The sequence below is a fragment of the Phyllobacterium sp. LjRoot231 genome, assembly GCF_964253365.1.
Taxonomy (GTDB): domain Bacteria; phylum Pseudomonadota; class Alphaproteobacteria; order Rhizobiales; family Rhizobiaceae; genus Phyllobacterium.
The window spans coordinates 2,549,376-2,566,095 of sequence record NZ_CAXUQT020000001.1; the positions used below are offsets into that span (position 1 = coordinate 2,549,376).

Consider the following 16,720-nt stretch of genomic DNA (forward strand, 5'->3'; position numbering starts at 1 on the left):
GGGTGGAGGATGCGGCGCTTGTCCGGGCCTATCGCCCGGCGTAACGTTATTCTCACAAGCAATAATATGGCTCAAGGGGGATTCAAATGACGGGCAGACTGGCAGGCAAGGTGGCAATCGTTTCCGGAGGCGCAACCGGGATGGGCGGCGCGGCATCGAAACTTTTCGCTGCCGAGGGCGCGAAAGTGGCAATCATCGACCGCAACGAGCAGGCGGCTGCTGCCACCGTAGCGGAAATCACTGCAGATGGCGGTGTGGCCAGCTATTTCGTTGCCGATGTTTCGGATGAGGCACAAGTGCAGAAGGCCGTTGCCGGCGTTGCCGGCAAATTCGGCAACGTCACCGTTCTCTTCAATCATGCCGGCACCATCGTCATCAAGCCGTTTCTCGAAACGACAGTCGAAGAGTGGGATTGGCTGCATGCGGTCAATGTGCGCTCGATGTATCTGATGACACGGGCCGTCATCCCGCAAATGCTAAAGGCGGGTGGTGGTTCGATCGTCTGCACATCGTCCATTTCAGCCGTGGCGGCAACGCCGATGGAAGTCCTGTATGATACGACCAAAGGTGCGTGTCATATGTTCGCGCGGGCCATCGCCGTCGAGTTTCGCGACAAGAACATAAGGTGCAATGCGGTCTGCCCGGGGTTCATCCGCACGCCGCATGGGTTGCGCGAGGTGGACGAATTGCAAAAGCGAGGTGTGGACGTCTCGGATGAGGCGATGAGCGCGGCGCAGGGGCGCATCGGCGAGCCGGAGGAGGTGGCGCGCGCCGCACTGTTCCTCGCCAGCGACGAAGCGAGCTTCATCACCGGCACACATCTCTTCGTGGATAATGGATTTACAGCGATCTGAGGCGAGGACGTTGCCGTATGCCGGTACAGTTCCTGAACTGGAACTTCCGGCTTTCCCGTGCCAGACTGCGGCTGGGCACTCCAGACGAACACCTGAATACCGGGAGGTAGGACAATGACGGTTTACTTGATCGCGGACGTGAAAGTGACTGATGACAAATGGGTGCCGAAATATGCAGCCGCGGTGCATGATATCGTGCACAAGCACGGCGGCAAGTATTTGTCACGCAGCGGCAACATCAAAGTGCTCGAGGGCAAGCCGCTGGAGACGACGCTCATCGCCATTTTGCAGTTTCCGACCGCTGAAGCAGCCGAAGCCTTCGCGAATGATCCCGAATACGCCCCTTTTGCGAATGCCCGTCAGGATGGCAGCGAAAGCCGTTTCCAGCTCATCGACGATACCGATATAGTCGGGACTATCCCGTATTTGGGCAAGGGCTGAGGATAGAGGGCGCTACTCGGCTTCCAGCTGAACGCGCAGGCGCGAACCCGTCGCCTGCGCCACCTTCGTCAAGGATTTGGTCGAAGGCATAGTTGTGCCTCTCTCCCAGCGCGCCACCATTGCCTGGGAGGAGCCTATTTTTTCCGCCAACTGTGACTGAGTAAGTTTGGCGCGATGGCGCGCTTCGGCAATAGCAAAAGCAATCTCCATTTCGGGGCTGATCTTGTCATAAGCTTCGCGAAATGCAGGATCGGCGTTCCAGCGTTCTTTCAATGTTTTGAAGGGAATGGTCATCAGATCACGTCTTTCGCTCTTTCTTCCGCCAGATCAAGCCACCTCTGTGGGGTTTTCTGGCCTTTCTTCATGAAGGCCGCCACAATGATAATTCTGGATCCCCGGGCGGTCACATAAAGAGCCCGGCCATCATTTCCGCTCGCACTTGGGCGCATTTCCCAGAGCTTGCCTCGCAAATGTTTGACATGTGGCTCTCTCATTTTGGTGAGGCCAACTACCTCAATTCGTTCAATGATTTTGACGAGCGCGGCACGAACTTCAACTGGCCATGCATCCAAATCACCGGCGACGGCGTTGTTGAGAACTTCAACGCGCCATCTCATGGCACATCATTTAATATCAAAAAAAGCATAAATCAATCTCTTTAAAAACGACCGCGTCAGAATATGAACGCGAGCTTATCTGTTCGACGGTCGAAATGATATCTCAAGAATAACTATCATAACTCGCATTTTCCGTTTCCATCAGCCGCCGCAGGATGCTGAAGCCCTGTGTCACCTCATCGCGCGTGTTCGGCACCGTCAATCCGAGGCGCACGCGGTGGAATACCTTCTCCGTGCGGCCCGGCTTGAACTCGTCTTCGTCGTCGATCAGCACGCCCTCATTGAGCGCCGCGCTCTTGAACGTGCCTGACAGCCACGGGTCGGGCAATTTCATCCAGAGAAATGGCGAAAGCGGCTGCGAGGAGAACTCCATGCCGGCAAAAACCGAGCGGGCGACCGCCTCGCGCGCTGCGATCTCGGTACGGACCTTGGCGCGGATCGTGTCGGCTTCGCCTGAATTGACCAGTTGTGCGCCGAGTTCCGCCATGATGAAGGGCATGCCGCCGGTGACCATCTTGTGGGCGGTGTGGACGCGTGCTGCCAGATGCGGAGGGCAGGCGACCCAGCCGCCGCGCACACCCGCAGCCACGGATTTCGACAGGCCGCCAATATGAAATGTCCGCTCCGGAGCGAGATCGGCGATCTTGACATGATCATGGCCCATCACCGAACCGTAGATTTCGTCCTCGATGATCCAGACATTGTGCCGCCGCGCGATCTCGACAATCGCCCTGCGATGTTCTTCCGGCATGGTCGTCGCCGTCGGGTTGTGCAGTGACGGCATGAGAAAGACCAGCTTCGGATGCTGCTGCGCGCAAAGCCGCTCGAAATCGTCGGGCGTGGCGCTGCCGTTCTGCGTTTGCAGGATGATGCTGCGCCGCCCCATGAGATTGACGCTGCGCGCCGCCGAACAATAGGTCAGGTCCTCGAAGGCGACCCTGTCGCCGGGAACTGTGATCGCCGCGATGACCGCAAGAATCGCCGAATGCGCACCAAGCGTCGGCACAATCGAGGCCGGCTCCGGAGCCCAGCCCGCACCGGACAGCCATTTACTTCCCGCCTCCTGCCATGATGCGGGGAGGGTGCGGGAATAGCTCGACATCTCGCGCGGGAATTGTCTGGTGATCTCCGCCAGCAGCCGTTCCATCGCGTCGGACTGGCCGACCTCGATTGCAGCCGTCGAGTCCATGCGAATCTTGCCGGGTGTTGCCACCGGACCGCGCGTGCCGCCAAACGGCTCCGTGTGCGGTGGCGCCTGAACCAGCGAAATCTGCTTGTGATCGGTCACATAGGTGCCGCGCCCGACTTCGCCGCTGACAAGGCCGCGCTCGCGGATGAGATTATAGGCCCGGCCGACAGTACCGATCGTCACGCCGATATCGAAGGCGAGATTGCGCTGCGGCGGCAGTTTGGTGCCGGGCGCGAGAACGCCCTCGGCAATGTCGGTTTCGATCCGCTCTGCCAGTCGCAGATAAAGCGGACCCTTGCCTTGTTCTAGATCGGGGAGCCAATTTGTCATGGTGACAATTGTAATATTGCGATTCCAATTGAGTCAATACATAGAACAATCGTCTGAAATTCGAGTCAATGTGGCTTGAAAGGATCGATATTATGAGCACAATTGATACAATCAAGACGGAATGCCTTGCTGAAGGCCGTGGCGGTAGCGCTGAGAGGCGCGCAATGTCAGGTACAATCCCGGCTTTGTTCGCCTGGTTTGGTCGAGCGATGTTGAAGCGCCGGACGCGCATGCATCTGAGCGAGCTCAACAATGATCTGCTCGACGACATTGGCGTTGATCCGGCTGACGCAAGGCGCGAGATCAAGCGTTTCTTCTGGGATTGAATGGAGCATCTTGTGTGGGACGATGCCGGTACCGATATAGAGGTCGATCGCTCGTCACATGGAGGCGAATATGGGTCCGATTTATGTAGATCCCAGGCCAGATCATCCGGGCCTGGCATTATTTCAATACGAAACACTCACCCGTGTCGTGGCTTGGCTTGAAAATGCAGTCATGAAGCGCCAGACGCGACTTCAACTTGGACGTCTTGGTGATGACGGGCTGAAAGATCTCGGCCTGACACGCGATCACGTCGAAGCAGACCTCGAGAATTACTTCTCCGCTTGAAAACTGACATCTCGCCGAGCGGCGTTCCGAGAATTCAGTCCGATGACCATCGGGGTGGATTTATCAGGACGTCGCCGAGCAGGATGTCTGCCCACCGGCCCACCGCCGCACATCGGCGGCGATGCGATTGCTGGCGGAATTGCTCATGAGCGGACCGAAGGCTTCGACCTTGGCCGGGTTGCCTTCCGCGTGCACGACGAGAAGCGGGCGTCCGCCCGGATTGCTCGCAGGGACGACCAGAATGCGCGGGCGTCCCGAATAGGAATTCAGTTCCGGCGCCAGACGGTAAGGCTTGAAGCTTGAATCGCCCGATTTGAACCAGCAATTATTGGCGGCGATCGCCACGCGCTCCATCGTTGGCAGGGCGGCTTTTTCCGATGCGAAGGCCAGCGAGCCAGGTCCGGGTTTGCCTTTCGACTGGCATCCGGCAAGCGCCGCGAGCGAAATTATTACGGCGATTGCGATCGTCGGCGTCTTCATGCTTCATTCTCCACACCTGCGCCGTGAGCCCCTTGGGCGAGCAAGGGACGCAGGTGCACTTTAAATTTGCGCTTGGGTTATGCGCGATAAGGGGAAATTCAGGCGGACTCGAGTTCACCCTGGAACACTTTGAGCCCGTCCGTCATCTCGTACCAGACCAGCGATAGCACCGGATCCTGAATAATAAGTTGCTGAAGGGCATCGAATTTCGGATAGGGATCGAGCAGGTCTTCGCGGCCGGACATGACGCGGAAATTATTGAAGGCGAAGCGTGTCGGTGTCAGCCAGGCGTCTGCCAGAGTCATCTGGTCGCCCAGCGCGTAAGGGCCGTTGCCGATGCGCTTCTCAATCTCGGTCAGGCCGATTTCCATCTGCTTGAACAGCTTGCTGATGCGCGCATCATCCTTCGACTTCATGAAGAACAGTTCGAAAAGTTCCATCACCGGCGCCAGAACCTCGAGTTCGGCGGTGCGTGCCGTCATGCGCACGATGGCGCGATCGCGGGAATCTTCGGGGAGCAAAGATGGCTCGGGGAAATGCTCTTCCAGATATTCAGCGATCACCGAGGCCTCGATGATGGTAAGGCCGGAGCCGGTGATCAGCACCGGAATGCGGTTGAACGGCGAAATGGCGCGGAATTCTTCCGGGATTGGAAAACCCGGCGGCGGCGCGACTATCTTGATGGGGGCTTGCTTGTAATAGGCGATGCTGCGGATGATGGAGGAGTAGGGGGATAGCGGCCGCGAGTAGAGTTTCATGTCTGGTTCCTCCATTTAAGCGCAGTTTTTGGTGTCCGCAGACACTGCTTCGGTCGAGCCTATAGCAATGTCCGCAGAGATCAAGGAAGACATCTCTTCCTTCCGGCTGCCAGATCAGAGCCTTGACAGGAATTGAGCAAAAACCATCGAGCCTTCCGGCCAGGGGCCGTGGCCGGATTCCGAATTGAGGTGGCCGCTATCGCCGGCATCAACGATCATCGAACCCCATGATGCGGCGAGTTCGTCGGCCACCTCGTAAGAGCAATAATGATCGTTGCGGCTGGCGACGACGATGGATGGAAAAGTGAAGGGCTCAAGCGGGTAGGGGCCAAATGTCAGCAGATGCTTCGGCCGGATCTTCGGGTTGGAAACGTCCGGCGGCGTTACCAGGAAGGCGCCTTTGACCTTGTCGCCAATCTCGGGAATGGCGTGGATGAAGGTCGGCACGCCGAGCGAATGCGCGACCACGACCACCGGGCGGGTTGCGGCGTTGATGGATTTGACTACCTCCGCCACCCAGTCTTCGCGCACGGGCTTCGCCCACTCCGCCTGCTCGACGCGGCGGGCGGTGGAAAGCTTTGCCTCCCAGCGTGTCTGCCAGTGGTCGGGGCCGGAATTGGTATAACCGGGAACGATGAGAATATCGGTGTCTTTGACTTTCATGCGCCGTATTTAGGAAAATTGCGGCGGGATCGCAATACAGCACGGTGAGCAGGTCGCGACAGCCGATGCCGACTATCTCTCCCCTTGCGGGAGAGAAAGGATTTTCTTGGATTTGGCCCCTTTGCTAAATCCTTAGAAAATCCCAGAGAGAGGGGATTGTTTGAGCATGTTGAACATATTCGCCTCTCTTGCGATTTCTAGCACTTAGCAAGAGCTAAGATGCTGAAATCGCTACCTCTCCCGCAAGGGGAGAGATAGCCGGCTTCTGCTATTTGCCGGCACTTTGCACGCTCGAGCTTCCAGATACTACCCTTCTTCGGATTTGCAGTAATGGTGCATTTATATGCACGAATGTCATTGATCTTCGTGCCAGATTGGTGCATTATATTGCACTAACGATGGATTGAGATGCCCAAGCCAGAGATCAACACACGCAAGATCGTGGCGCGGCTGGAAGCTGAGGGGTGGGTCAATGTCGGTGGCGGCAATCACGACCGCTTTATTCGCAAGGATAAACCGGAACTGATGATTCCGGTGCCACGTCACCGGGAATTATCCCCCGGAACTGCGAGATCTATCGCAAAAGCAGCGGGTTGGATGTAAGCGATCCGTTGTTGGCCTATAGGCCACGACTGAAAGGAACATAGCAAAATGACCTATTATGTTGGAATCTTGGATGGAGTTGACGCTGTCTGGGGTGTACGCATTCCCGATGTACCGGGCTGTGTTGGTGCGGGTGCAAGCCCGGAACAAGCAATTGCTGACGTGACAATCGCACTTCGCGACGTGATGGCTCATAAGCGCGGCGGTGGGTTCGAAATTCCGGCTCCAACTTCGATTTCGGCCATCCTTGCATCAGGTGAGCTTGAAGCCGGCGAAATGGCCGTTATGATTCCACTGGCTCTCGATTCAGGACGAACAGTACGGGCCAATCTCACAATGGATGCAGGATTGCTGGATGCTATAGATGAGGCAGCGACGCTACGAGGGGTGACTCGTTCCGCGTTTATAGCGAGCGCTGCGCGGGAAAAAATTGAGGCAGCGTGATTATCGTCTTTGGGACAATCGATCAGAAGAAATTGCAGTAAACAATCCCCTTCGATCAGTTCACTATTTGTGAACATGCTGTTCGATCCTGCTGGGCTTGTCTCCAGCGTGGATAAAGCCGACCTTATCCATAACGAAACTGATATGTTGCGAGGAGATGCGGATGAAGCTCACACGCCGGGATGTGGTTGGTGGTGCAGCGGCCTTTGTCGCGACGGCGGGAACAGCCCGCGCGGAGATAAAGATGGATAATATACCTTTTGCAGCGACAGCACCGACCCATGTGTCGAAGGTTGGCATCAAGGCCAAGGACGCCGATGCGCTGGCGAAATATTATGAGGACGTTGTCGGTCTGCGCGAGATTTCGCGCAAGGGCCAGTCGGTTATTCTTGGTGCGGGCGAAACGCCGCTGCTGGAGATCGAGCAGGCGCCGGCTGTTCGTGCCGATGATCCGCACAGCGCCGGTCTTTACCACACGGCGTTTTTGCTGCCGGCGCGTGCCGATCTTGCCCGCTGGGCGAGGCGGGCGATCGACAAACGCACGCCGATTGTCGGCGCTTCCGACCATCTGGTCAGCGAGGCGATCTATCTGACCGACCCGGAAGGCAACGGCGTCGAGATCTACGCCGACCGGCCGCATGAGAACTGGAAATGGAACGGCACTTCCGTGCAGATGGGCACCGAGGCGCTGGATGTCGGCAATCTGCTCGGCGAACCCGGCAATGAGGTGCCTTTTGACATGGCGCCGGATGGGACGATGGTTGGCCATCTGCACTTGCGCGTCGGCAACGCCAAAGAGGCCGAAAGCTGGTGGCAGAATGAATTGGGGTTGCAGACGGTTGCGGGGTTTGGCGGCAGCGCGGTGTTTATGTCAACCGGCGGTTACCATCACCACGTCGCAGCGAATTCGTGGCAGAGCCGCGGCGCCGGCCGGCGCGACAACGACCGCTCCGGATTGGCGTGGGCCGAGTTCAGCTCCTCCGATGCCAAGGGCGAGCGCGAGATCGTCGACCCCTGGGGTAACGTCATCCGCATTGTGCCGATGAAGGGTTAGTGGGCGCTTACGTGCTCCCTCGTTGTCAGCCACCTCCATCTCCAACAATCGTCGAGCACTTCCTTCTCCGTCATCCTCGGGCTTGACCCGAGGATGACGGAGAGGGAGGCGCCCGAGGATGGAGAGGTGGGTGCCCGAGGATGACGGAGAGGCGGGTGCTTGAGGACAATGGAGAAGTGCTGGCAGAGAGTTCAGAGAGAGGCGCTCCGTACCCGCCGTTACGGCGTTTCAACCCGTTACAACTCCAACCTGTAAAATCCCGGAAAAATTAATCGAACGCTCGTTCAATTAATTTCCCGAATCATCCCGTTTTTACTGGCGGTTTTTTGCCGTTTCGCCGTGCGAAACCGCTATTCCACCGCATGAATTGCGCAAACCCAAGCGACTCTCACACAAGAACATCCGATTCCTATGCAAGAATCCTCGAATCCGGGATGCTTTTATCAACCTGAAGCTTTAATTTAGTTGTTGCCAGTTGAGCCAAACACCCGCTTGAAGATCGTGTCGACGTGTTTGGTGTGATAGCCAAGGTCGAACTTCTCGCGGATCGTCGCTTCGGGCAGGGCGGCGCGAACATCGGCGTCGGCCAGCAGTTCTTCGAGGAAATCGGCGCCGTGTTCCCATACCTTCATGGCGTTGCGCTGCACCAGGCGGTAGGAATCCTCGCGCGAAACACCAGCCTGCGTCAGCGCCAGAAGCACGCGCTGTGAGTGGATCAGGCCTCGGAATTTATTCATGTTTTTCAACATGTTATCTGGATAGACCAACAGTTTTTCGATGACGCCGACCATGCGTGCCAGCGCGAAATCGAGGGTGATCGTCGCGTCTGGGCCGATCATGCGCTCGACCGAAGAGTGCGAAATATCGCGTTCATGCCATAGCGCGACATTCTCCATCGCTGGCAGGGCAAAGGCGCGGACCATGCGGGCGAGGCCGGTCATGTTCTCGGTCAACACCGGATTGCGCTTGTGCGGCATGGCCGACGAACCCTTCTGGCCCGGCGAAAAATACTCTTCTGCCTCAAGAACCTCCGTCCGCTGCAGGTGGCGGATCTCGACGGAGAGCCGCTCGACCGACGAAGCGATAACACCAAGGGTTGCAAAGTACATGGCGTGGCGGTCACGCGGGATCACCTGCGTTGAAACCGGTTCTGCCTGCATTCCCAATGCTTTGGCGACATGTTCTTCCACGCGCGGATCGATATTGGCGAAGGTGCCGACCGCACCGGAGATGGCACAGGTTGCAATCTCCGCGCGTGCTGCGACGAGGCGATTGCGGCAGCGTTCGAACTCGGCATAGGCCTGGGCCAGCTTGACGCCGAAGGTTGTCGGCTCGGCGTGGATGCCATGGCTGCGGCCGATGGTGACCGTGTCCTTGTGCTCGAAAGCCCGCTTCTTCAGGGCCGCCAAGAGCCTGTCCAGATCGGCGAGAAGGATATCGCTGGCGCGCATCAATTGCACATTGAAACAGGTGTCGAGCACGTCCGACGAGGTCATGCCCTGATGCACGAAACGCGCGTCGGGACCGACGATCTCGGCTAAATGTGTAAGGAAAGCAATGACATCGTGCTTGGTCTCGCGCTCGATCTCGTCGATACGATCGATGTCGAAAGTGGCCGCGCCGCCCTTTTCCCATATGGTTTTCGCCGCTTCCTTCGGGATGACACCAAGCTCCGCCAACGCGTCGCAGGCATGCGCCTCGATTTCGAACCAGATGCGGAATTTCGTTTCCGGGGACCAGATGGCGACCATTTCGGGACGCGAATAGCGCGGGATCATATGTTTTCCTGTCCTTGTAGGCTTTAGACGCGGTCTATCAGAGCGAAGCCGATCACTCAACGCACCTTTTGTCCACTTTTTGCTATGGGGCGCGCCTATCGTTGCTTGGTGACCGCCAGCCAGCGGTAATCCGGGCCCTCGAAACCTGTTCCACGGACCGCAATCATCACCGCGATTACCGGTTTTCCGCCGTCTGGATATAGGGTCTGGACCGCGCCAATACTATAGCCTAGCGGACAGCCGCGACTGGCCGGAACGGCACTGTCTTCGTGCAGAGTTTCAGGTTTGGCGTCCGGCTTGTCTTCGACAAGCGTCAGCCGGAAGCCTTTGATTTCACCGAGATTTTGGCACGTTTCACTCGGCGGAACAGCGATCTCTTCGAGCTGTAAGGTCAGTGCCGGATCGACAGCGGGAAACACGAATCTCGGGTTGATTTTCACCTTGAACGGGTCGGCCGAAAGCTCCGTTACGGGGTTCGATGCCACGGCATTACCTGCATTGGCGCGCAGTTCTTCATCGCTGAGGGAAGTCACGCCTTGCGCATCGCGTCCCGCCTTGTCGCGGGCGTTTTCCACCGATGAATTTTCATCATCCAGCCTGACCCGAACCGGCGTCTTCGCTAAAAACTTGTCGGTTGCCGTGTCGATATAGAACCGGTTGGCGTAGGGGAAGCCAGAGCCGTCCTGCACGCCATATTCCTCAAAGGCGAAGGTTCTGCCATCCTTGGAAAAGCCAATGATATCAAGCTTTGCCGCGTCTCCAGCCCATGCTGTGACTGGCAGGAACGCAACAAGCGAGGCGAGAAAAGCGCAGCGGAAAACCATCACGATCCCCTGCGGATTGAACTGCGGAGGAGGTCGATATTGACCTTGTAAGCCGCCTCTGTCCCGCCCTTATAGATGGCTGATCCAGCTACCAATGCGTTGGCCCCCGCGGCCACGGCCAATGGTGCCGTCCCCGCGGTGATACCGCCATCGACTTCGAGATCGATCGGGCGATCACCGATCATCGCCTTGATATTCTTGATCTTTTCCAAGGTTTCCGCAATGAATTTCTGCCCGCCAAAACCGGGATTCACCGTCATCACGAGGATAAGATCAACGTCATTCAGCACATATTCGATAGTGGATTCCGGAGTGGCCGGATTGATGGCGACGCCGGCCTTCTTGCCGAGTGTGCGGATTGCCTGCAGTGAACGATGTAAATGCGGTCCGGCTTCCGCATGGACGGTAATGATGTCCGAACCGGCTTTGGCAAAGGCCTCGAGATAGGGATCGCAGGGCGAAATCATCAAATGCGTGTCGAAAACCGCGTCCGTCAGCGGTCGGATGGATTTCACCACTTCCGGGCCAAAGGTGATGTTGGGGACGAAATGCCCGTCCATCACATCGATATGGATCCAGTCGGCGCCCGCCTGCAAAACAGAGGTGACTTCCGAGCCAAGCTTCGAAAAATCCGAAGCCAGGATGGAAGGTGATATGACGAGCGGACGGCTCATGATCTGTCTCCGGTAGAAATGTTGTGGGCGCCGGTTATCACGCGCGGCAGCATGGCACAATCGAAACTGTTCAGCGAAGCGAGCGCCAGACCGGGAAGGGATCGTTATCCGCAGGTGTAGCGGCATGGACGCCGCGTGCTACGGCGCGCGCCATGGTCGAGGCTGCAGCGGCACAAAGGTCAATGAATTCAGCTATTTCCGGCGTTCTGCCGCTGGTTCCTGTAGCCAGAGCAAACACAAGATCGCCGTCGAAAGGCGTGTGGGCAGGCCAGATTGCGCGGGCATAACCATCATGGGCGGCGATAGCGAGACGCTTCGCCTGGGCCTTGGTGAGCATAAGATCGGTGGCAATGACGCCTATGGTCGTATTGGCATCCCGCGCCGCATTGCTGAACTTTGTTCTAACCTCGACAGCGTCGCTGGGGAGAGGGTGCGGCAGGCCAAGCCCGCCGAATTCGCCGCCGATTTCGAAGGGCGCCGCCCAGAAATGTCTGCTTTTTCCGACGGTTACCGAGCCGAGCGCATTGACCGCGACGAGAGCGCCTATGGTCGTGCCGCTTTCGAGCAGCGATGAAGCCGAGCCGAGCCCGCCTTTCAGGCCTTTGACCGTTGCGCCGGTCCCAGCGCCGATGGTTCCAAGGGCGAAATCGCCAGATGCCGCCTGTGCGGCCTCATAGCCAAGCTCGCGATAGGGCGGGTAGCGTCCCCAGTCCTTGTCACCGCCATTCAGCATATCGAAGAGAACCGCGCCTGGAACGATCGGAATACGCTGCGTGCCGACCTCGAAGCCAATGCCCCTTTCGCGAAGAACCGCCTGAACGCCGGAAGCTGCGTCGAGCCCGAACGCCGATCCACCCGACAAAACCAGCGCGTTGATCGCCTCGACCGTATTGTGCGGCTCAAGAAGGTCGGTTTCCCGTGTTCCCGGTGCACCGCCCAGCACCTGAACCGCCGCCGTTGCCGGGTTTTCGCACAACACGACGGTGCTGCCCGATTTGATCTTGTTGTCCGTGGCGTTGCCGACTGTCAGCCCGGCGACGTCGGTGATCAGATTGCGCGGGCCGGCCTTCATCGCCATTCAGTTTGTCTCCAGTACGAACTGCTTCCCGTCATATTTCTGCAGGCGGTAGCTATCGGCGATGCGCTCGCCACGGGCGTTGAACTGTATCGTACCAAGCGCGGTTTCAAAGACATTCTTGCGCAGGAGTTCCGTCAGGGATCCGGGCTGTGATTGCGCCGCGGTCAGCACCTGAAGTGTCACTTCTGCAGCCGCATAGGTTGGTATTGTATAGCCTTCCGGGACTTTTCCGGCCAATTCGATCGCATTTTTGGCGTTTCGGGCGCTTTCCAGCGTTTGCGGCTCGCGTGGCGCGATCATCAGTGTTCCGATGGCAAGATCGCTGCGGTTCCCGGTAGCGTTCAACGCTTCGCCGCTGACGATGACCAGCGGATAGGCGAGCGCCACAGCGCTTCGGCCTATGGCGGCAACGTCGTCGCGTTCGCCGCCGACGAAAACCTGTGTGGCGCCGGCGCGTTTCAGCCGACTGACCAGTGCATTCTGATTATCGAGACCGGGACGGTAAGTATCGGCAAAGACCGGCTTCAGGCCCTTTTCTTCCAAACGGGCCCGCACTCCCGCCGCAAGTTCCCGCCCGAAGATCGTGCCGTCATCAATGATGGCAAAAGGTTCCGAATGCCAGAGTCCGGCGAGGGTATCACCGGTTTCGTTAGCCTCATTGCGGTCGGACGGCGCGATCCTGAAGACCGGATAAGGCTGATCGGCGCGCAGTTCTGTCAGTGTTTGCGCCCGTATTGCCGGGGTAATGATTGGAATGCCCTTCTGATTGAGGATAGGCAGAGCTGCTTCGAGCGATTCAGCGCAAAGAAAGCCAATGACTATCACGACATTTGCCTGGACCAGCTGTTTTGCTGCCGCCTCGCCGCCTGCCGCGCTGCATTGGTCATCAGCAGTTGTGATCGAGACAGCCTGGCCGCTCTTGTTCGCAGCAATCGCAATCGTCGCACCATCGACAACTTGCGTTCCCAGGCGCGCAAAGGGACCGGAAAGCGGCGCGATAACGCCAATCTTGTCTTCCGCATGTGCGACACTACTGGCAGCCAAGCAAAGGCCAAATGTTGCGGCGCGTATCATGGGGTTCATTGCGAAAATGCCGTTTCCTCTTGGATGGGAACCACTAGAGCAAGTTCTGCTCTACCATGTTTTCGGTAACCGTTTCCTTCACTCTGCGCAATCTCGCGCTATATAAAAGGAAGTTATCGGAAAAAATGATCTGCCCCTATGGTTGGGGCGAATGTTGCGATAGTGATGGTTCGGACAACGGAAATAGAATTGTGCTAATTGCCAAAGATCAGAAAATAGAGCCGCTCGCATTTCGCAATGCCATGAGCCATTTTGCCGAAGCGGTTCATATCCTTACCACGGATGGCCCGGCGGGCCGCCGCGGCGTTACGATTTCGGCAGTATGCTCGGTTTCCGACGATCCGGCGACCATGCTCGTTTGTCTCAACCGCAATCATGACTTCAATCACCTGTTCATCGAAAATCAGGTTTTTGCCCTGAATACGCTGTCCTTTGAACAACAGGCACTTTCCGAAGCTTTCTCCGGTAAGGGCGATCTATCCCAGCAGGACAGGTTCGCGCTAGGGCATTGGCAGACACTGCAAACCGGTGCACCCGTGCTCATGAACGCCTTGGCGAGCTTCGATTGCCGCATCATCGCAACGCATGATGTGGCAACGCATTATGTTATCTATGGCAAGGTCACCGCCATCAATATAGGCGATCCTGGCCGATCATTGATCTATCTCAATCGCTCCTATCGCAGTGCAGGGGACTAGGGTCAGGATGGCTGAACTGCCGCAATCGATCGAAGATACCCTGGCTCTGCTTGAGGCTGGCGGATATGTCGCGGACCGTGCGCTGGCGACGGTGCTGTTCCTCAGCCTACGCATGAAAAGGCCGCTATTTCTCGAGGGCGAGGCGGGAGTTGGCAAGACCGAGATCGCAAAAGTGCTCGCGGCAACCCTGGACCGGCCGCTGATCCGCCTGCAATGCTATGAAGGGCTCGACGTTTCTTCTGCTGTCTATGAGTGGAACTATGCGGCGCAGATGATCGAGATTCGTCTGGATGAAGCCAGCGGCAAGGTGGATAAAAAGACCATCGAACGTAATGTTTTTTCAGAGAAATTCCTGATCCGGCGGCCTGTTCTGCAGGCACTGTCAAGCGAACCGGGCAAAGCGCCGGTCTTCCTGATCGATGAACTTGACCGGACAGATGAAGCCTTCGAAGCCTTCCTGCTTGAAGTGCTGTCGGATTATCAGGTCACGATTCCCGAACTTGGAACCATCCGTGCTGCCGAACCTCCGGTCGTCATCATAACGACCAATCGGACGCGCGAGATTCACGACGCGTTGAAACGCCGGTGTCTCTATCATTGGGTAGACTATCCCTCCGCCGAGCGGGAGCTTGAGATCGTCCGCCGCAAAGTTCCAGCAGCCAATGAACGCCTGTCGGATGAGATCGTCCGTTATGTACAGAAGCTGCGCGATTTGGACCTGTTCAAGCTTCCGGGGGTTGCTGAAACCATCGATTGGGCTGGCGCTTTGACCGAAATGGACAAGCTCGCGCTCGATCCGGAAACGGTATCGGACACCATTGGCGTTCTGCTCAAATATCAGGATGACATAGCCCGGATTTCCGGCGGTGAGGGACGACGTATACTCGACGAAGTCAAGGCGGAACTGAACGCGGCGTGACATGGAAGCATTCGCCTCAGCACCCGAGATAGCACGCGCGGACAGCCGCCTCGCGGACAATATCGTTTATTTTGCCCGGACCTTGCGCAAGGCCGGATTGCGGGTTGGTCCGGCTTCCGTTCGGGACGCGATCGAGGCGGTTTTGGCCGGTGGTATAGGCTCTCGGGATGATTTCTATTGGACACTGCACAGCGTACTGATCACCCGGCACGAAGACCACGCGACATTCGACGAGGCCTTCCGGCTTTACTGGCGCTCTCGCGAGCTGATCGAGAAAATGCTGGCCATGTTCTCGCCCGTCGCCGTGGCCCGCGAACGATCGAAGCCAAAGGCTGCCGAGGCTCGAGTTGCCGAAGCACTGTTCAAAGGCAGCTCGCGCAACCAGCCTGGAGAACCACCGCCCGAGATCGATGTGGACGCACGGTTCACATTTTCCGGCAAGGAAGTGCTGCGGACCAAGGACTTCGCCCAGATGTCGGCCGACGAACTCAATCAGGCGCGCCGGGCGATGGTTGAGCTGACGCTGCCCGTCGATGAGGTCGAGACCAGACGTTTCCGCAGCGATCCCAAGGGCACGCGGATCGATCCGAGGGCGATGATGCGGGCGAGCCTAAGGACTGGTGGCGATCTCATTTTGCCAAAATTCCGGTCACGCCGCGAGGTGCACCCGCCATTGGTCGTGCTTGCCGACATTTCCGGTTCCATGAGCCAATATACCCGGATTTTCCTGCATTTCATGCATGCGATGATGACGAAACGCCGCCGGGTCCATTGCTTTGTCTTTGGCACGCGGCTTAGCAATATCACGCGATCCCTGCGCTATCGCGATCCGGATGACGCGATTGCCCATTGCACCGGAGCTGTACAGGACTGGTCAGGCGGTACACGCATTGGCGAAACCCTGCGGGAATTCAATCGCCACTGGTCGAGACGTGTACTCAGCCAAGGTGCAGTGGTGCTGCTCATCACCGACGGGCTGGAGCGGGAGGATACGGGCGGCCTCGAAGTGGAGATGGAGCGGTTGTCTAAATCCTGCCGCCGGTTGATCTGGCTTAATCCATTGCTGCGCTTTGAAGGTTTCGAGCCGCGTGCACGTGGTGTAAAAGCCATGCTACCCTATGTCGACGATTTCCGCGCCGTTCACAATCTGGATGCACTGGATGATCTATGCAGGGTACTCAGCCGTCCGAGCGAGAAAAACGATGATCCTAAACGCTGGTTGCAACGCACCTCTTTTTCTGAAGGCGGCTTGCACCCATATTGATGCCGGAGGCATGATCATGGCTACGCAAAATTCCACAGAACAGACACTTGATCCACTGATGATAGCTGAAAGCTGGATGGCTGAAGGCCGCGACGTGGCGATTGCCACTGTCGTCGAAACCTGGGGCTCGGCACCGCGCCCGGTCGGCAGCCATCTGGTGATCGATGAGGCCGGCAATTTCGAAGGGTCGGTTTCTGGCGGCTGCGTCGAAGGTTCGGTAATCGCCGAAGCCATGGATGTTATCAGCCAGGGCGCACCGCGCATGCTGGAATTCGGTGTCGCCGACGAAACAGCCTGGCAGGTTGGTCTGTCCTGCGGCGGGCGTATCAAAGTCTACGTCGAACGGCTGGGCTGAGC

22 protein-coding genes are annotated in these 16,720 nt (G+C 57.7%); 11 read left to right on the plus strand and 11 right to left on the minus strand.

Annotated features, from left to right (window positions below; genetic code table 11):
• Positions 1-86 precede the first annotated feature (86 nt).
• Together ACSQ3H_RS12535 and ACSQ3H_RS12540 are read left to right on the plus strand one after the other, a co-directional pair.
• Entirely contained in the window at positions 87-854 is a 768-nt protein-coding gene (locus ACSQ3H_RS12535) for an SDR family NAD(P)-dependent oxidoreductase (protein ID WP_436117371.1), read from the plus strand.
• A gap of 114 nt (positions 855-968) precedes the next feature.
• On the plus strand, positions 969-1,295 hold the full coding sequence (locus ACSQ3H_RS12540; RefSeq protein ID WP_436117372.1) for a DUF1330 domain-containing protein: 327 nt from the start codon (positions 969-971) through the stop codon (positions 1,293-1,295).
• Between the two features lie 12 nt (positions 1,296-1,307).
• Here ACSQ3H_RS12540 and ACSQ3H_RS12545 read toward each other — a convergent pair whose 3' ends face one another.
• The 3 genes from ACSQ3H_RS12545 to ACSQ3H_RS12555 form a co-directional block, all read right to left on the minus strand.
• Positions 1,308-1,589, minus strand: coding sequence for a helix-turn-helix domain-containing protein (locus tag ACSQ3H_RS12545; protein WP_436117373.1), 282 nt, complete (start codon positions 1,587-1,589; stop codon positions 1,308-1,310).
• Positions 1,589-1,912, minus strand: a complete 324-nt coding sequence (locus ACSQ3H_RS12550) for a type II toxin-antitoxin system RelE/ParE family toxin (protein WP_436117374.1) — start codon at positions 1,910-1,912, stop codon at positions 1,589-1,591. Before ACSQ3H_RS12550 ends, ACSQ3H_RS12545 begins: the two co-directional genes overlap by 1 nt.
• A 103-nt stretch (positions 1,913-2,015) precedes the next feature.
• Entirely contained in the window at positions 2,016-3,431 is a 1,416-nt protein-coding gene (locus ACSQ3H_RS12555) for a PLP-dependent aminotransferase family protein (RefSeq protein ID WP_436117375.1), read from the minus strand.
• A gap of 92 nt (positions 3,432-3,523) precedes the next feature.
• On the opposite strand from ACSQ3H_RS12555, the gene ACSQ3H_RS12560 reads away from it, so the two are divergent.
• Together ACSQ3H_RS12560 and ACSQ3H_RS12565 are read left to right on the plus strand one after the other, a co-directional pair.
• Positions 3,524-3,757 (plus strand): DUF1127 domain-containing protein, encoded by a 234-nt coding sequence (locus tag ACSQ3H_RS12560; RefSeq protein WP_436117376.1) that lies wholly within the window; start codon positions 3,524-3,526, stop codon positions 3,755-3,757.
• Between the two features lie 70 nt (positions 3,758-3,827).
• Complete coding sequence (locus tag ACSQ3H_RS12565) at positions 3,828-4,043, plus strand: DUF1127 domain-containing protein (RefSeq protein WP_436117377.1); 216 nt, start codon at positions 3,828-3,830, stop codon at positions 4,041-4,043.
• Between the two features lie 63 nt (positions 4,044-4,106).
• On the opposite strand, the gene ACSQ3H_RS12570 is transcribed toward ACSQ3H_RS12565, so the two are convergent.
• The 3 genes from ACSQ3H_RS12570 to ACSQ3H_RS12580 all read right to left on the minus strand — a co-directional run bounded on the left by ACSQ3H_RS12570 (position 4,107) and on the right by ACSQ3H_RS12580 (position 5,944).
• On the minus strand, positions 4,107-4,523 hold the full coding sequence (locus ACSQ3H_RS12570; RefSeq protein WP_436117378.1) for a hypothetical protein: 417 nt from the start codon (positions 4,521-4,523) through the stop codon (positions 4,107-4,109).
• A gap of 98 nt (positions 4,524-4,621) precedes the next feature.
• Positions 4,622-5,281 (minus strand): glutathione S-transferase family protein, encoded by a 660-nt coding sequence (locus ACSQ3H_RS12575; RefSeq protein WP_436117379.1) that lies wholly within the window; start codon positions 5,279-5,281, stop codon positions 4,622-4,624.
• 114 nt (positions 5,282-5,395) lie between these two features.
• Entirely contained in the window at positions 5,396-5,944 is a 549-nt protein-coding gene (locus ACSQ3H_RS12580) for an RBBP9/YdeN family alpha/beta hydrolase (RefSeq protein WP_436117380.1), read from the minus strand.
• A 408-nt stretch (positions 5,945-6,352) separates the two neighbouring features.
• Between ACSQ3H_RS12580 and ACSQ3H_RS12585 the strand changes: the two genes are divergently transcribed.
• The 3 genes from ACSQ3H_RS12585 to ACSQ3H_RS12595 all read left to right on the plus strand — a co-directional run bounded on the left by ACSQ3H_RS12585 (position 6,353) and on the right by ACSQ3H_RS12595 (position 8,045).
• Positions 6,353-6,547, plus strand: a complete 195-nt coding sequence (locus ACSQ3H_RS12585) for a type II toxin-antitoxin system HicA family toxin (RefSeq protein ID WP_436117381.1) — start codon at positions 6,353-6,355, stop codon at positions 6,545-6,547.
• Between the two features lie 48 nt (positions 6,548-6,595).
• Positions 6,596-6,991 (plus strand): type II toxin-antitoxin system HicB family antitoxin, encoded by a 396-nt coding sequence (locus ACSQ3H_RS12590; protein ID WP_436117382.1) that lies wholly within the window; start codon positions 6,596-6,598, stop codon positions 6,989-6,991.
• Between the two features lie 163 nt (positions 6,992-7,154).
• Positions 7,155-8,045: a VOC family protein gene (locus ACSQ3H_RS12595; protein WP_436117383.1), complete on the plus strand. Its 891-nt coding sequence runs from the start codon at positions 7,155-7,157 to the stop codon at positions 8,043-8,045.
• 461 nt (positions 8,046-8,506) lie between these two features.
• On the opposite strand, the gene purB is transcribed toward ACSQ3H_RS12595, so the two are convergent.
• The 5 genes from purB to ACSQ3H_RS12620 form a co-directional block, all read right to left on the minus strand.
• A complete protein-coding gene (gene purB, locus ACSQ3H_RS12600; protein WP_436117384.1) occupies positions 8,507-9,823 on the minus strand; it encodes an adenylosuccinate lyase in 1,317 nt (438 codons plus the stop codon).
• A 95-nt stretch (positions 9,824-9,918) separates the two neighbouring features.
• Complete coding sequence (locus tag ACSQ3H_RS12605) at positions 9,919-10,647, minus strand: DUF2259 domain-containing protein (protein ID WP_436117385.1); 729 nt, start codon at positions 10,645-10,647, stop codon at positions 9,919-9,921.
• Positions 10,647-11,321, minus strand: coding sequence for a ribulose-phosphate 3-epimerase (gene rpe / locus ACSQ3H_RS12610; protein WP_436117386.1), 675 nt, complete (start codon positions 11,319-11,321; stop codon positions 10,647-10,649). Before rpe ends, ACSQ3H_RS12605 begins: the two co-directional genes overlap by 1 nt.
• Before the next feature lie 70 nt (positions 11,322-11,391).
• Positions 11,392-12,399 (minus strand): P1 family peptidase, encoded by a 1,008-nt coding sequence (locus tag ACSQ3H_RS12615; protein ID WP_436117387.1) that lies wholly within the window; start codon positions 12,397-12,399, stop codon positions 11,392-11,394.
• Positions 12,400-13,482: a branched-chain amino acid ABC transporter substrate-binding protein gene (locus ACSQ3H_RS12620; protein WP_436117388.1), complete on the minus strand. Its 1,083-nt coding sequence runs from the start codon at positions 13,480-13,482 to the stop codon at positions 12,400-12,402. It abuts the gene before it with no gap.
• Between the two features lie 242 nt (positions 13,483-13,724).
• Between ACSQ3H_RS12620 and ACSQ3H_RS12625 the strand changes: the two genes are divergently transcribed.
• Genes ACSQ3H_RS12625 through ACSQ3H_RS12640 form a run of 4 tightly spaced genes read left to right on the plus strand, consistent with a single transcriptional unit; the run spans position 13,725 to position 16,718 of the window.
• The gene (locus tag ACSQ3H_RS12625; protein WP_436119433.1) at positions 13,725-14,180 is read left to right on the plus strand and encodes a flavin reductase; all 456 of its coding nucleotides are present in this window, start codon (positions 13,725-13,727) and stop codon (positions 14,178-14,180) included.
• Between the two features lie 7 nt (positions 14,181-14,187).
• On the plus strand, positions 14,188-15,099 hold the full coding sequence (locus tag ACSQ3H_RS12630; protein WP_436117389.1) for an AAA family ATPase: 912 nt from the start codon (positions 14,188-14,190) through the stop codon (positions 15,097-15,099).
• 1 nt (position 15,100) lies between these two features.
• Positions 15,101-16,363 carry a vWA domain-containing protein gene (locus ACSQ3H_RS12635; protein WP_436117390.1) on the plus strand — a complete coding sequence of 421 codons (1,263 nt, stop codon included), beginning with the start codon at positions 15,101-15,103 and terminating at the stop codon, positions 16,361-16,363.
• Between the two features lie 16 nt (positions 16,364-16,379).
• On the plus strand, positions 16,380-16,718 hold the full coding sequence (locus ACSQ3H_RS12640; protein WP_436117391.1) for an XdhC family protein: 339 nt from the start codon (positions 16,380-16,382) through the stop codon (positions 16,716-16,718).
• Positions 16,719-16,720: the final 2 nt, after the last annotated feature.